Genomic DNA, 15,253 nt, shown 5'->3' with positions numbered 1-15,253 from the left:
TCATCGGATGCCTGCCCGCCGCAACAACCCCAGTCACCGACACGTAACGGCTCTCTCGCTAGGTTGACACATCTCTAGACACCGCGAACCCGCGTAGAGCGCTGCGATTGGAGACGCAGCGAACCATCACACACGGCTTTCGCAAAAGCAGATCATGGTAAAGGTCGAGTATGGGAATCAATGACGAGTACAACAGAGTCGCCATCGAATACGTTTCGTTGATGTCCGCGTTAGAACTTTTGGCAATGGTAGAGCAGGTTCCCGAGCATTTTGCTGCGCGCTGGCTACTTGAAAAAGAAGCGCACTTGCACCTCACCATTTACGACCCACAGTCTGAAACACCGACACCCTATGGCATAGGTTTTGGTGTGTTCGCCGGCAGTCCAGAATTCCCGGAAATTACGCTGGAGACAGTTCTGCGAGCGATTGCGGAGCCAGGGAGCTGCCACCCCGTCGATGCAGCAGCCTATCGCATAGGAAATCGCTTGTACTTCGGAAAAGACGAGTTCTGGCGCTTCGTCTTGGACCACGGCGCCGATATCACGGTAGAGTGGTTTTCCAGATTCACTAATGACGACGACGTTCCGTCGTTTTGGCAAGATGAATGGCACGCCGTTCGATCACGAGAAAATAATTCCGGCGCGCATGCCGCACATTCGCGGCTCCAAGCTATGGAGCTCGAGGTGAAGCGACTCACCCACGAGTTAGCCACGGCCACAGCAGAAATCGCTACGCTTCGCGATCAACTGTCCGGCGCATCAGCCCAGCGTAATGCCGCCGCTCAAGATTCGCCCACGCGGATATTGCTTTCTCCGGGCAGCCGCAACGGGCGTCATTGGACACGTCAGGACTTACAAGTACTTCTCGAAGCTCGCAGAGGAGGCGCGAAAGTTGCAGAACTCGCAGCTTCGTACGGAATCACTCCCCAGCGCATCAGCACTCTAATCAAGAAGGCGGAGAGCCAAGAACGCATTGGCGGTAGCGTCACATCCGTTTGGCATTACAAACGCCGTTGATACGGTGTTTCGCAAGTTTCACCCCGTATTTAGCAACATGCAGCCGACGCCCACGCAATAGGCCTGGGCTATTCGGTTTCTGTTGATGTGCTGTTGATAACTTAGGCTCAAGTCATCGATTTTGGAAAACGCCCGTATGGGGCTACATGTTCCCGCAGATGACTATCCGCTCCCGCACCCACGCCACCCCCTCCTCCACTCTTCAGCTTCCGGCTACGGGCCGTGGTCGCTGGGCTGACATCGCCCCTTTTGTTGGCGTTGGACGCGAAAAATGGCGTCTACTGACTTTAGAGGGAAAAGCCCCCGCGCCGATTCGCCTCACTGAGCGCTGCACCCTCTACGACTTCAGCCAGGTCCATGCCTGGATCGCGGACCCGCTCAATTACCACGCAGACGCGCCAGATCAAGGGCGCACAGCCAAGCGACGCAGCAGTGCGTGAGCTTGGCGCATGAAAGTGCACACGTTTCATGCACCCGGAAACGCCCCGTCCCGCCAATACAGGCGGGCCTCAGCGGCCTCCGGACGAGTGCATAAAAAGTGATGCATTAAGTGCGCAGGCGTGGCGGGGTCATGACTGCGCGCGCTGGGTTTAGGGCGACAAAGGGCATTACAACGAACGCCTAACCAAACCACCCAGCGCGTCACGTGTCGGCCTGAGCCGCCGCGCTCGACTGGCACCATGCATCTCTGGCCCAGCCCGCCGTAGCCCCCCGTATCGTGTTTCTACGCACAGGAGATGTCGCATGTCGAATCGCCCGATTCCTAGGCAGCCGTTCAATGCCGCTATCACCAGAGAGACGACGGTGACCGCGTGCCCGGCCACTCCATCAGGCGTCCCCTCATCGGGAACTCCGGGCACGACTGGCCGACAAGGACGCCGATCCATCGCCGCGATGCCGCACATCGGAGGTACATGCCGTTCGCCCCCCTCTCCTCGGCCCCTTTTGTTGTGCAGGCACCGTATACAACATCAAGCGGTTGTGCATCTCAAGTCTGGCGTCCGACACTGGGATTGCTCCGAGCAGTACCGAGCGCCATTGAGCGCCAGCGAGCAATACCGAGCTTAGTCGCTCACCCCCAAACCAACGAGGAAACCCGATGTCACGTTCGCACGCAGGGACATCTAGCCATTGCGAAACACCCGGCATCCGCTTGAATCATGCAGGGCAATCCGAGCCCGAACGATTCATGCGACTGCCCGAAGTCATGGCCGTCTGCGGCCTACCGATGTCCACCGTTTATGACGGTGTTCGTCGTGGCGACTTTCCGAAGCCAGTACCACTGACAGGAAAGAACGTCGCCTGGCTCGCCAGTGAAATTCGCCATTGGATGGAGGCCCGCATCGCGGCGCGTCAACTTTGAGAATCGATATGACTACCGAACACTCACCAACCGTCAAAGCGGCAATTACCAAGCATGCCGAAGCGTGCGTCGCATTCGAGAAATTGCGAGACGATGCCGACCGACTTGCAGCGGAACTCGAAACGCATCGAAAGGCGGCATCCGCCGCTGATGCCGAAGCAAATTCCGCTCGGGAGTCAGTGAAAGCACTGATCCGCGACGGCAACCCGTCGCCCAAAAAGATTCACGAGCTGAAGGCTCAAGAGCGCGCGGCTTACACGCTTGCAGAGGACTACCGATCGATCGCAGCAGAGGTCGAGGCCTTGTTTGCCTTAGCGAAGGTAGAAGCAGGCGACGCGAAGAAGGACGAGCGCGAGTGTTTCGCGAACATCGTTGCGACACGCCGCGACGAGCAACTCGCTGCACTTCCCGAGAACTTGCAGCCCGTGATTCACGCCATGGCCCTAGTTGAACGCAGAATGCGCCTGGACGGCCCAGGGGCATCTTGGGCCATGAACGGACTGGTCTCGCTGAAAGAAGCGATGCTACGCGAGGTCTTCAGTGTCATTGAACGCACCTACGACGCAACGGCCGATGACGCAAAGCAAGACACTGTCGTTGATACCGTAGCCCGTCCAATGGGTCGCGAACGGTACGACACCATGTCGCCAAGCATGAGATATCGGCTCAGCGTAGAAAACCAGCGTGCCGTTGCTAACGATGCCCGCATTGCAGCCACACAAGGAGGACGATGACATGATCGCAGACTGCCCGAAATGCCACGCGGAAACGCCAGCCGAGTCGTACCGCGCACTTCCCAACACGACCGGCGAAGCAACGTTCCGATGCATGAATGGATCATGCGGGCATCGCTTCTCTGTCTCATTGGGACGCCCGTCGGAGCGCGTAGAAATTTTCACGAGCAACGGTCAGCAGGACTACCGAATCACCACCGACTGCTAGCCCGGCAATGCGGCTCCGCGCCGCATAGGCCGAGCAAACAATTCCGACGGAGCATCACAATGAAATTGGTCTGCCCTCACTGCGACTCACGAGCGCATATTCGCTCAAGCCGACCACTGTCGCGCGTGACGCGGGAGTTGTACTGCCAGTGCACCAAACTCGAATGCGGTCACACATTCATGAGCCTAGTGGAAGTCGTTCGAACGTTGTCGCCCAGCAGTACCCCGAACCCGGACGTCGCGAAGCAGTTGGCAGGCGGGACCGACCGTTCGGAACCGATGAGCGCCTGAAACTGAGTAGCCCGCCGTTAATAGGCGGGCCGCTCTCTTCTCTTCTGTGAACTTGCGAGCCGCTGCGTTCGCTTGACTTTGATGTAAAGATGACCAACAATTCTCTTGCTGCCGAGACAACGGTGGCCGGGTGTGGAAACCCGAACTACTCCAAGGCGGACAGCCGCTTCGCGGCATTTTTTTCGTCCGTTGCGTTCGCGCATGCCTATCTCTTCTATGGCGGGCCGGGCGGGGCAGCCTTCGGGCTGGCCGGTTTCCTTGGGTACCGGTTTTCCACCCCCGCTGTCGGGCCCGCCACCCCTCACGTGGAAATGAGCGGCGGGCCTCCAATTACCCCAAGGAGCCCGCAATGGCTAATGCCGTCGCTCGTCACGAGCAATCCGCCCTCACTGAAATCCTGTCCATCGCTCGCGCCGCATTGCGCGCGGCCGTCAATGCACCGACCGATAACGCGTCGCTCGATGCCGTTGGTGAGGCACTCGTCGCAATCGCCCGCGTTGTCGAAACGGAGGTGCGTCATGGCTAAGCCGATGCCCACCGACTTCGCTTGCCATCTTGCGCTCGACCTCCATCGGAGGAAGCTCAACGATCTGCGCTGGTTCCTCTCCGATGGCCGCAAACGCTCGATCCAGGCGGCTCATGAGATTCAGTCCGAGCTGGCGACGATGGGCGAGGGGCTCGAGGCGACGCTTCAACAAACCGTCATCGACCTCTACACCGTCAGTTCCGGCCTAGAGACCTTTCTCAAGCTGCTCTACCTCGCTGGCGCAGATCGCAAGCCGGTTGATCCAGATGGACTGCACGCCCTGCTCGCGCCCCTCAAGCGCCAGTTGGACGAGTCGTTCCACAACATTTCGACGATGCTTTGAGGCAAGCCATGCAACACACGAACGACAATGCAATGGCCGCGTGGTTTCGAGACGTCAAACGTCTGGTCGACATCAACGAATTGGCCGAGAAACTCGGCCTTCGCCGCGACGGCGCCAAGGGTAACTACCACAGCCCACATCACGACGACCGCAATGCCTCTGTCTCAGTCTTCGATGACGGGCGCGCATTCAAAGACTGGTCGGCGGATCGCGGCGGCAGTTGCATCGACTTTCTCATTCACTTCGCGCCCGGCGTGGAGTCTGTCATGGACGCTGCAAAACTGCTCAGTGAAATGCAGGGCATCCCGCTGCCGAAGTCGTGTGAACCGAAACCCGCTGCCCTCGAGAGCAAGGAGGATTACATCGCCAAGAATGTCTTGGCCACGCCAGATCCCGTTGTGGCATACCTGAGCGGCAGAGGCATTGACGAATCGGTTATCCGGCACGCAATCAAATGCGAAAGCCTCGGCTGGAACACATGGCATAACAAGAGCGTGCCTCCCGGCGAGAAGAGCCACGGCGGTCCCGCCGCTGCATTTGTCGTGCGCGCGCTCGATACGTCGCGCGTCGTCGCCATTGACATGCGCTACGCAGATCCAGAGCTCAATGGAGGCGTCAAAACACAATGCCACGGGACCAAACTCGGCTACGGCTGGACTAGCGACCCGGCTCGGCTCCAGCGTGCCGATACGGTGTATATCGTTGAGAGCCCCATCAATGCTCTGTCGGTGGAGTGCTGCTCCCTGCCGGGCAAGGTCGCAGCGTTCGCCTTGCGCGGCACCAGCAACGCCGAAAAGATCGACTGGTCGTTCCTCAAAGGCAAGCGGCACGTGCGCATCGCGCTCGATCACACCGATGCCATCAACGAGAGGACCGGTACTCGCGCTGGCCTCACAGCGGCGTGGCATTTGTCTGACACGCTTACCGCTATGGACATCGGCTCGCTCTTTGTCGACATGCAGGAATGGGAGGAAGGCGAGGACATCAACGATGTGCTCAAGAAGCATGGCGCAGACGCACTATCTGCACGGCTGCGTCGCCTCGAGGCATGGATGATCCCCGGCATGCCGGGTGGCGGCGAACGCCTCTCGGGCACTCGCCGCATCTTCCTGCCGTCGCACGATTTTGGTGTGTATTGGCGCTTCCGCGTCTCTGATGACCACACGCGATATGTCAGCAAGTGGAAAGAAGCCGATGAGGAAGAAAACCCGCGTGACCGAAGCGAAGAATTCGCCGACCTGTGTTCATTCCGCGTCGCCAGCATTTCCCGTTTGCGCATTCAGAGCCACCTGGCCACGATCAACGGCACACCGGACAATCAACCCGAGACGGTGTTCGGCATCAGCGCACAGGTACCCCGTCACGGCTTGACACTACAACGACAGGTAGTCGGTAACGACAAGCTATACAACCTGGAGTGGTGGCGCAGTCAGTTCGGCGCGATTTGGTTGCCCGCGCAATTCAGCCGCATGGTCAACATCTTCGAGCGCGCGGCGGACTTGCAGGCCCGCGACGTGGTGAACTTTGTCGGCGTTGCGTGGCGCGATGGCCAACTCGCCGCGATGCAGGGCGGCGACTGCTACTTTGTCGAGCCGCAAAAGCAGTGTCTGTATGCGAACATGATCTTCCCGCGAGGATCGGCCCATAACGCCCGCGAAGTGATTCGGGCATATCAGAAGACGTTCAAGAGCAACGCGGCCGCCACAGCTCTTGTGTGGGCGCTTGGCGCACACCTCAAGGCGGTGCTCGGCTTCTACCCGCATTTGCAGATGCAAGCTGAAAAGGGTTCCGGAAAGTCGAAACTGCTGGAAAGCCTGCAAGCGACATTGGCGTTTCAGGTGCTGTCCGGTCAGATGCTCAAGACCGACCACCGCCGCCGTGCGTCGGTTTCATGGACATCTCATCCGGTCGGGTGGGACGAGTTTTCCAAGTTGCCCAAGTCCATCCTGACCGACATCGATGGCTTGCTGCAATCGACCTACCGTTTCGAGTTCACACGTGTTGGCAGTTCGCTAACGCCATACTTGATGTGCGCGCCCGTGCTGCTAGCCGGAGAAGAGGTCGATGTGGAGAGCCTGCAATCCAAGCTGTGCCGCACGTCGCTATCGGTAGGGAAACAAGGCGATGTGATCCCGCACAACCTGCCGCAATTCCCGGTCTGGGAGTGGTTGCAGTTTCTTGCCGAACTCGAACCTGCACGCGTTCGCGATTTGCACGCCACGTGCGTTGCGCAAGTTCAGCAACGCAGTCGTGCCGAGAAGGGCGACGCGACGGCGCGGCGGATGGTAGAAAACTATACGGCCGTCATGACGGCGTGGGGCTTGCTCTGCGAATTCGCAGATCTCGACGTTGATGAGGGCCACTTTGTCGAGGACCTCATCGCCGAGATGAACGCGCACCTGGCCGACACAAACGGCACGCGCCTGCCTTGGGTCTGGATTATGGAGATCCTGTTGTCGGAGCTCGAGGCGAAGCGGTTTGAGCATCCGTTTGCCTGGGACGAAATCCTGGTTGATGGCAAGCGAGAAATGGCGCTATTTCTGCGTCCTAATCACGTGATGGATCACTTGTCGACGGCCCCGCACCTGCGGGCAAAATTCGACGCGCTGCCGATCAAGACCGGGCGGGTCTTCAAACAGCAGCTCCTCCAGTCCAACGTTGTGCCGGTGTGTGGCGGCAAACCGATGGACGACGTGGAGCGACGCATCGGCGGGCGCAGGCATGCTCACCTGACGGCTATTCGCCTTTCGAAGCTCGAGCAGCTCGGGCTGTACGCATCGCCCGACGTGCCTGCCAACTACGGCAACAATTGACCGGCTCAGCGCTTCGTTGATAAGCCGGCCCGCCCTCGGCGGCACCTCTGCCCTTTCCTCGATAGGCACCACCGATCTGGCGGTGCCCTACCACCTCTCCCTGCGGTGCGCACATGCTAGACCGCCACCGGCGCAAGTCGGATGCGGCCCCTCTCCCTCGAGCGGCCCGGCCAAGGGACTACAAGATTGGAAGTCCCTTGCCACAAACCTCCATTCTCGATCTACATACGCACGCGAGCGATGCCGCCCCCCGTCGATCCGCTGGGTACGAGGTAGCGAGAAAAAACCCGTGGTTCCGTGGCAATCATCTGTAACCCATTGAATTTATTAGAACCGCCCGCCACGGTTTTTCTCTGAAATGCCACGGTTTCGGATTCTTTTGCCACACCCGGCTTTTGCGCCGGTCCATCCTTACTTTCTTCTTTTCTTTTAAAAATCAAAGAGAAAGAGAAGAAGAAAAAAAGAAGGAGCTGACACGTGCCACGGTTTTGACGAGTTGCCTATTTTTTGGGCCACGGAACTTTTGCCGCGCCACACTCAAAATCGTGGCATTTTCTTGGCAGCTAAGTCTTTGATTTTATTGAAATCACATACAGGATATTGTGCCATGCCACGAAACCACGGCTTTTTTTCCTAGCGTGTACCCGGCAAGCTCGACGTAACACCGTAGCCCAAGTCTTGACGGACCGCCGGAAGCAATTGATATTTATGCGACATACGGGTTAGACGTCACACGGTACGACCCAAATTTTAGAAAATTTAACTCGAACACGGGGGACGATCATGCTTGACCTTACGGGGAAAACTACGCCTGGCGGTTGGGCAATTGGAGAAAGAGCCAAGTTTTCCGACGATCACACCGGAGGCCACTTCTCTGATTGCTACTATGTGGAAAAGGATGGTAAGAAAGCCTTTCTCAAGGCGCTCGATATAGAGAAGTTTCCCATCAGCCAGCTTATGGATCTTATCGCCGGATTTACACATGAAAGTGAACTCGTGCAACTGTGCAAGGAGAAGCGCCTGGGCCGCGTTGTTGAAGTGCTAGAAGCCGGGGAAATTGAGCGCGGGCCCGACGTTGTCCAAGTCCTTCGACAAGTACCTTTTTTGGTATTCGAACTGGCTGTCGGCGATATTCGAGGAACCGTGAATGTTGCAACGCCGGTTTCCGACCAATGGAAATTCTACGTTCTCCATCAGACGACACTCGCGTTGCTTCAACTGCACGGTCAGGCAATTGCTCACCAAGACTTGAAACCGTCAAACGTCCTCCGGTTCAAGGGGGACAAGTTGAAACTGGCCGACCTCGGGCGCTCATCTCTGAGAGGAAAAACAGCCCCTCACGATAATTTCGCTATCGCTGGAGCGACTAATTATGCCCCCTTTGAGCAGCGATATGGTCACACATCAAGCGATTGGGTGGAGCGCAGACTAAGCACGGACGTATTTCACCTGGGATGTCTTGTCGTCTTTACCTTCACAAACATCTGTTTTCCCGAGTTTGTAATGCAACGTGTTGCACTCGCATATCGACCGGGCAACTGGGGTAACTCATATGAGGAAGTTCTGCCTCATATTCAGGCGTCGTTTTCGGTCGCATTAAGCGATCTGTCAGGGGACTTCCCCGCACAATTTCGCGATGAGCTTGTCGACATCGTGCGTGACCTGTGCTCGCCTGCCCCGAGCCTTAGAGGACGGTCGAACGGCGGGACCACTACCGCAAGTGGTTTACTGTGGCTGCAAAGGTATGCGTCACGCTTCGATCGATTGGAAAAGGCAGCAAGCGTGCGGCGCCCGAACAAACATGCATAACCGTCCAGAAGCTCGACGTGTCGTACCCCGGTGGCGCACGTCTATCATCACCGCCCAAACGGATGAAGCTAAAACAACTAAGCCAGCCGTTCGCCGTGACCTTAGCGAGGAAGTCGCCCTAAAGGAGAGAGAGTTCACCTCCCACTGCTCTGTACCCATTGCCTCGGAACTGATGTTCCTTGCTAGCGAAGCTGGCCTAGCGGACGTGGCCAGAAAGGCCGCGAATGTCATCATCGCGAACGAAGAGAAGATTGGAGGTCGGCAACTAGTTAAGACAGCGAAAAAAATCTTGGGAACTGATGCAGAAGAGCGCGTCCAAGCGTCCGGCGCTGACTTCGTCAAAGAGGCCAGGAAGCACCTTCTCGCAGACTACCGTAACCCGGTGTTACTCATGGATGTAGCACGCGCGCTAACGGTTGAACAACACGAAAAATCTGCGCTGAGATACGTCCGAGCTGCAGTCGCAATGGCGCCGCAATCAAGATTTGTCGTTCGTGCAGCGGCACGGTATTACCTCCACATCGGCGAGCACGAAATTGCGCATGATTTGCTTCGCAGCACGCCCCTATTGAAATCAGACCCTTGGATTCAGGCGTCAGAGATTGCAGTCGCTACAGTCCGCGGACGTACTTCGAGTCTGGTAAAACAAAACTTGCGGAGATTGTTGGATGAGAAGCGTATAGGCGGAGATCAAAGCGAACTGGCAAGCGCGCTAGCCACAGTGGAGTATCTGAACGGTGGCGATAAAAAAGCGAAACAGTTGTTTCAAAAAGCCCTTCTCCACCCCAACGACAATAGCCTCGCCCAAGCCGAGTGGGCTGCCTCGAAGTTACGCCTAATTGTCAATGACGACGCTCTCCGCACACCGCTCTCATACGAAGCAAATAGTCATAACGCCTACAGAAAGCTACAAATTGAAGAGGCGATTTCCCACGCGCTAGCCTGGGTGGATGATGAACCTTTTGGTTCTCGCTCTCACGACGCCTTGTGCTACCTGTACAGCTTAGATGGCCAGTATGAACGAGCCCAAAAGGCTGTCGAAGCAGCCATCAAGGTGGACGGAAAAGAGAGCTTTCACCTTCGGCTAAATCTCCTGTTCGCTAAAATTCAGAATGGGGATCTTGATGATGCCTTCGACCAGCTAATAGTCTTGGCACGACTCCCCGAGGCTCGAACTCATTCGACACAATTGCTCGCGAACGCTGGCGCATTAGCTTATGCAGCCGGAGAGCTTGAATACGCTCGCGACTATTATGAGCGAAGTATTCGTATTGCCAAGGCGAAAAACCTTCCCGAAATTGAAGCGCTTGCGCGTGCGTTCTACGCCCGATGCGCAACCATTGCCGGCGACCCCAACGCATCTGCAATTGTGTCTGAGTCGGCCGCGAAGGTGCAGCATTTACCTAGCGCAGGAGCGATCTACGTCGTCCGATCGCTCGTTGGTGACGGAGTACGAGGACGGCTGGATGCGACCGCATCGCAACGTGTACGAAAAAGACAATGGACGTGGGACATGGCCAGCAACACACTGAATTCTGTTGAGTAACGGCGTTCACTGTGCCATCTCCCGAGGTGCTGAAGGTTTGACAGAAGCCCAACGCCCATCAGACAGACGTCGGGCCCCTCGTCAAACGCCAGCCGTTTCAGATCTGTCGACCATCAAAGCCAAAGACATCGAACCGGAGCGAGCGGCCTACATCCCTCGCCGTTCGTAATATGCAGTTCTGGCATTGGCTGCGGCAACATCCACATCGGGCTCATCCATTACTGAACTTACGACTCGAATTAGAGATTCGAGCGAATAGGAAACTAATTTCATCATATGGCGAAGCTCTTTCCGCCTAAATTTCCCAATGTCGTCCTTCGAGCAAAGTGGATGTCCAACCTCCATCGCTCCCCACGAAAACAACGTCCCAAACAACGTTCCGTGCGCAATCTCGGAGGCGTTTCGATAAATTAGCAATCCGAACGCTAGCCCTCGCGTCTTGCTCTCTCCAAATTTCAAATAAATCGCGTCCAAGCGCTGCTGGACATTCTCCGGCGTCCAAGACGTAATTTCCCGACCAGATTTTGAAGTGAATTCAGTCAGCCAAGTCTTGTGCGTTGACTGATTCAAGAACTGCTTCGCTCCTTCCGGCTCAAACTTAAATATGAGGGTTCCAGCGACCTTAATCGCACGCGTGAGATTGCGAAGTGACTTTTGTCGTGCGTGGGAATAGGCGCGCTCTGATAGTGGCCCCGGATCCACCAACAAGAAGCACACGTTGACAGCCGTCTCGTATATCACCCTTGACAGCACGTAGGAATCGCGCAATCTCTGAAGTCGTATCAACATAGCCAATGAGTCGGCGGATTCATCAATCGAATCTAGGAGCGGGTACAAAGGAGCCGGTGTGCTCATATCTCGATCGCAAATACTTCGCACCGTTCGCTTCAAAAGATCGGTTATTTGATCAAACCAATCCCATTCAGGCCACTCATGGAGAGGCGGATCGGATTCTAGTTCTTCTACGCTGTCCATATGTTTAGCGCTTCCTGGTCCAATGCGCGACGGTTCTGGTCGCCAAAAGCCCAAATCGACGAACGGTCACCAGGCTTTCGACAAATTGACCCAAAGCTTACCAGCCCCAAAATCACAACGCGACCAATCAGACCGGAGCTCTGGGGGTACTTTTGGGGGTACAAATATTTAACATAGATTAGAAAGCATATAAAATTCAACAAACTAAAATTGAAATGTGTTTTCTGTCGGGGGACCAAAAAGCAAGGCTTTCTGCCTTGGCCGCGGCAAATCGGCAAGTCCCGCCGATACGGTTTTGCCACGAGGCTCCCCATGCCCCGATGTTTTCGGCGGCGATTCGGCTTGCATTCGCCTCTTGCCATTCAGTCCCCGGTCCTTCCCCCCATTGCGGACATACCCCGTCTTCCCGCGTTGACCGTTTATCGGTTTGCCTCAAGGTCGTTCGGCATACGAACGACGGATTCGCCTCGCCAATTCTGATGGTTTCCACCTAATCCTTACCTCATCCATCGAAAGACGCTGCACTAATCCTTTCGTAATCCCCATGATTTTTAATAGGTAATGCGCGTTTGAAGTGCGTGCTAGCATGCGGCGCGGAATGTTCTTACGAGGCATTTCAGCGTAGGAGTCCTATTGTAATTTGCTTCTCACTCCTGATTTTTGACTCCTGACAGACGGCGGCGTCACCGACCTGACCGAAACGCCCTGCATGCGGGGCAAGGCAGCGCCGCGAATTTCCAGAACAACAATCTGAAGACTAGGAAAATGGCACACCATCTCGCAAAAATTTCCGGCCTGCTCGTCGCGGCCGGCATCATGGCCGGGTGCTCGACCATGAACATGGGGAGCAGCAGCGCCAAGACGGCCGCCACCGGTTCGGCCGGCGGCGCCAACGCCGAAAACGCCAATCAAACCCTCGAGAAATGCGACCGTCCGCTGGGCACGCTCGCCGTCATCGAGGACACCACGGCGCCGTGGTACGGCATCCTGACTGGCCAGTACAAGCTCGGCTCCACCGTGCCCGTGCTCAAGCTGCTCGTACAACAGTCGAACTGCTTCGTTGTGGTCGAGCGCGGGCGCGGCATGGATACGGTCATGGGCGAACGCGCCCTGCAGCAGTCGGGGGAACTGCGCAACAAGTCGAACTTCGGCAAAGGCAAGATGGTGTCGGCCGATTACGCACTCAGCCCGTCGATCACCTTTACCAACAATAACGCCGGCGGCGCAGGCGCCAGCATCGCCGGACTCCTGCCGGGCGGCATCGGTTCGGCCATCGGCGCGTTGGCCGGCAGCATGAACTCCAAAGAAGCCAGCACGCTCCTGACCGTCATCGACAACCGTTCGAGCGTACAGATCGCCGCCGCGGAAGGCAGCGCGAGCGCCATGGACTTCGGCGCCCTCGGCCGCATCGTCGGCAGCTCGGCGGGCGGCTCGCTCGGCGGTTACTCGAACACGGCCGAAGGCAAGGTGATCGTTGCCGCCTTCACCGACTCGTACAACAACGTCGTGCGTGCCGTGAAGAACTACAAGCAGCAGACCGTCGCCGGCGGCCTCGGCACGGGCGGCCAGCTCACCGTGCAGGACGACGATGCACCGCGCCCGAAGAAGGCCGTGCGCCGCAAGAAGTAATTCACGGCTTCGCGGCGGTCGCCGCCGCTTCGCTCAGGACTGCCGCTCACGCAGCCCTGAGCGAGAACGCCTCCGGCAAGCGCCGCGCCCCCCCCCGCCCCCCGGGCGGATCTGGTCTCCTGCCCATTGCGCCGCGCCCTCGCACCTACCGCGCCCCTCGCCGCGCACCAGCATCGACGCTCAAATTTTTCGCCGTCCAGCAAACGAATTCGCCCCGGCAGCAAACACGCGCGACCGGTTCGACGCTTCTGCTGGACTATCATTTTTGACGTGCCACTTGCGCACTCCGCCGGCGTCGTACCGTCGGGCTTCCGTGTCCGAATGCCGCCACCACCCCGCCGAAATCGTCGCCCCCTCCCTGATCGATGCCAGGATTCGCATGACGAGGCCTCCGCAGCGTGCCACACGCGTCCCGATGTCCGACACCAGCGCCGCCCCCGACACCAACGCTCATGCCTGGGCACGGGGCGGCGACACCCGCAGCCCGCCCCCGGATTGTGCGCTCCCGACATGGACCGGCGGCGGCGTTACGCTGCACCGGCATCTGTTGGTCATCGGCAGCACCCATGACGGCGATCTCGTCAGTCAGTTGCGCTATCTGGAAGCAGCGTCCGCGCGATTCGCCAAGGTAGGTTTCGTCGGACCGGCGAACGTGCGCCGCCTCGTCGAATGGTCGATGGGGGAACGCGTGGTGGTGATTTCCCGCATGCCGCGCGACGTGTCGGATTGGGACCTTCATTGTCCGATCGGTGCGCTGGCCCGCGCGTTGGGTCCGCAGGCGGCGTCGACTCAAGCCAGCCCCCCCCCACCTGCGAGTGACGACGCCCGCCGCGCAAATGTCACACCCCGAACCGCGCGATGCAGCCCGATTCGGTACCACGGGCATGGGCAATAAACAGAGATGCGGCTTGCCGTGGCCTTGCGACCACCGGCCCGACTCCGTCGACGCGGCAGCCAAGGCACTGATTGCCATGGCCACCGAATTTCAGCGGTGGACGCGCTGATCAGGCCACCCAGCGCTCGCCGACTTTGGCCGTCTTGACCCACGCCATGAATGCCACGGCCTCCGGCGTCTCGGCGGGAGCCGACCAGGCGGCGTAGTCGGCTTCGACGAATGGTCGATACGGGCCATGCTTCACCTCGAAAATCACGGCGCCATGGTCCAGCGACAGCACGGTGTGATGCACACCCAGCGGCGTCTCCACCACGCTGGTGTCCTCGCCGAGAATGCAACGGTCCGTCACAACGCCCGTCGCGTCGAACGTCAGCACGATATGACGGCCACGCAGCGACGTGAGCAACTCCCACGTGTGATGGTGCAGGTGCGGGCGGATATACGTCGAGGGTTCCATCGCAATCGCAAGCCGCTGGATCGGCTCGTCGAGCGCATCATGCAGGTTCTGGTTCATGCGCGCGCGAGGCGACTGCTCGGCTTGCTGAGTCAGGCCGTCAAGCGCGGCAAAAGTCAATGTTTTCATATGGGAATCGTGGGAAGAGTCGGCGGCCGATCATTCGCGACAAGGCCGCAGCGGGCACAAGTTTAGCAAATCGACTCGCGACCCCCAGGCCTGCCTTCGGTCCATAAAAAAACCCGCCTCTCGGCGGGTTTTTCACTTTGCACACATTGCGCCGCTTCGGCGCAATGGCGTGCTTAGTACATCTTCTTCTTCAGGGTCTGGCTGCGCAGACGCTTGCGCAGACGGGCCACGGCAGCCGCCTTCTTGCGCTTGCGCTCGGCCGTCGGCTTTTCGTAAGCAGCGCGTGCCTTGACTTCCTTGATCAGGCCCGTGCCATCGATGGCGCGACGGAAGCGACGCAGTGCGACTTCAACGGGTTCACCGTCTTTGATAACGATCTTGGTCATGCAATATCTCGAATAGTGATCGGCTCAGTCGAGCCGCATATTTAATTTACCGCGCAAAGACACCCTTCCCCGCCCTGCCGGAGATACCTCCTGCCAGGCGCGACGAACGGACTTGCCACGGACTGCACTACACCACA

The 15,253-nt window shown here is 58.1% G+C and carries 14 protein-coding genes; 11 read left to right on the top strand and 3 right to left on the bottom strand.

Translation table 11 applies throughout. From position 1 onward, the window contains the following. Window positions 1-170: 170 nt before the first annotated feature. From PMO31116_RS13225 to PMO31116_RS13185, 9 genes are all read left to right on the top strand, one after another. On the top strand, window positions 171-1,016 hold the full coding sequence (locus PMO31116_RS13225) for a MarR family transcriptional regulator (RefSeq protein ID WP_150567119.1): 846 nt from the start codon (window positions 171-173) through the stop codon (window positions 1,014-1,016). Window positions 1,017-2,205: 1,189 nt separating this feature from the next. Further along, a complete protein-coding gene (locus PMO31116_RS13215) occupies window positions 2,206-2,379 on the top strand; it encodes a helix-turn-helix transcriptional regulator (RefSeq protein ID WP_240756006.1) in 174 nt (57 codons plus the stop codon). Window positions 2,380-2,387: 8 nt separating this feature from the next. Continuing rightward, window positions 2,388-3,113, top strand: coding sequence for a hypothetical protein (locus PMO31116_RS13210; protein ID WP_150567117.1), 726 nt, complete (start codon window positions 2,388-2,390; stop codon window positions 3,111-3,113). 21 nt (window positions 3,114-3,134) lie between these two features. Further along, complete coding sequence (locus tag PMO31116_RS24345) at window positions 3,135-3,611, top strand: Ogr/Delta-like zinc finger protein (RefSeq protein ID WP_343038614.1); 477 nt, start codon at window positions 3,135-3,137, stop codon at window positions 3,609-3,611. 349 nt (window positions 3,612-3,960) lie between these two features. After that, on the top strand, window positions 3,961-4,137 hold the full coding sequence (locus tag PMO31116_RS23710) for a hypothetical protein (protein WP_174971315.1): 177 nt from the start codon (window positions 3,961-3,963) through the stop codon (window positions 4,135-4,137). Further along, window positions 4,130-4,480: a DUF1484 family protein gene (locus PMO31116_RS13200; RefSeq protein WP_174971271.1), complete on the top strand. Its 351-nt coding sequence runs from the start codon at window positions 4,130-4,132 to the stop codon at window positions 4,478-4,480. The genes PMO31116_RS23710 and PMO31116_RS13200 overlap by 8 nt, the downstream gene beginning before the upstream one ends. Window positions 4,481-4,488: 8 nt before the next feature. Further along, entirely contained in the window at window positions 4,489-7,293 is a 2,805-nt protein-coding gene (locus tag PMO31116_RS13195) for a toprim domain-containing protein (RefSeq protein ID WP_150567114.1), read from the top strand. Window positions 7,294-8,076: 783 nt separating this feature from the next. Next, the gene (locus PMO31116_RS13190; protein ID WP_150567113.1) at window positions 8,077-9,102 is read left to right on the top strand and encodes a protein kinase domain-containing protein; all 1,026 of its coding nucleotides are present in this window, start codon (window positions 8,077-8,079) and stop codon (window positions 9,100-9,102) included. After that, complete coding sequence (locus PMO31116_RS13185; protein WP_150567112.1) at window positions 9,095-10,648, top strand: tetratricopeptide repeat protein; 1,554 nt, start codon at window positions 9,095-9,097, stop codon at window positions 10,646-10,648. Before PMO31116_RS13190 ends, PMO31116_RS13185 begins: the two co-directional genes overlap by 8 nt. Window positions 10,649-10,795: 147 nt before the next feature. Here the strand turns inward: PMO31116_RS13185 and PMO31116_RS13180 are convergent, their stop codons facing one another. Then, window positions 10,796-11,623 carry a DUF5677 domain-containing protein gene (locus tag PMO31116_RS13180; protein WP_150567111.1) on the bottom strand — a complete coding sequence of 276 codons (828 nt, stop codon included), beginning with the start codon at window positions 11,621-11,623 and terminating at the stop codon, window positions 10,796-10,798. A 765-nt stretch (window positions 11,624-12,388) separates the two neighbouring features. Between PMO31116_RS13180 and PMO31116_RS24075 the strand changes: the two genes are divergently transcribed. Together PMO31116_RS24075 and PMO31116_RS13170 are read left to right on the top strand one after the other, a co-directional pair. Further along, window positions 12,389-13,252: a CsgG/HfaB family protein gene (locus PMO31116_RS24075; RefSeq protein WP_023871762.1), complete on the top strand. Its 864-nt coding sequence runs from the start codon at window positions 12,389-12,391 to the stop codon at window positions 13,250-13,252. A gap of 415 nt (window positions 13,253-13,667) precedes the next feature. Further along, window positions 13,668-14,147 carry a hypothetical protein gene (locus PMO31116_RS13170; RefSeq protein WP_150567110.1) on the top strand — a complete coding sequence of 160 codons (480 nt, stop codon included), beginning with the start codon at window positions 13,668-13,670 and terminating at the stop codon, window positions 14,145-14,147. 109 nt (window positions 14,148-14,256) lie between these two features. Here PMO31116_RS13170 and PMO31116_RS13165 read toward each other — a convergent pair whose 3' ends face one another. Both PMO31116_RS13165 and rpsU read right to left on the bottom strand, forming a co-directional pair. Then, the gene (locus PMO31116_RS13165) at window positions 14,257-14,730 is read right to left on the bottom strand and encodes a WbuC family cupin fold metalloprotein (RefSeq protein ID WP_150567109.1); all 474 of its coding nucleotides are present in this window, start codon (window positions 14,728-14,730) and stop codon (window positions 14,257-14,259) included. 173 nt (window positions 14,731-14,903) lie between these two features. Next, window positions 14,904-15,116: a 30S ribosomal protein S21 gene (gene rpsU / locus PMO31116_RS13160; protein ID WP_010806331.1), complete on the bottom strand. Its 213-nt coding sequence runs from the start codon at window positions 15,114-15,116 to the stop codon at window positions 14,904-14,906. Window positions 15,117-15,253 lie beyond the last annotated feature (137 nt).

Origin of the sequence: Pandoraea morbifera (assembly GCF_902459575.1) — a bacterium.
Taxonomy (GTDB): Bacteria; Pseudomonadota; Gammaproteobacteria; order Burkholderiales; family Burkholderiaceae; genus Pandoraea; species Pandoraea morbifera.
This window is presented reverse-complemented; position numbering and strand designations above follow the sequence as displayed.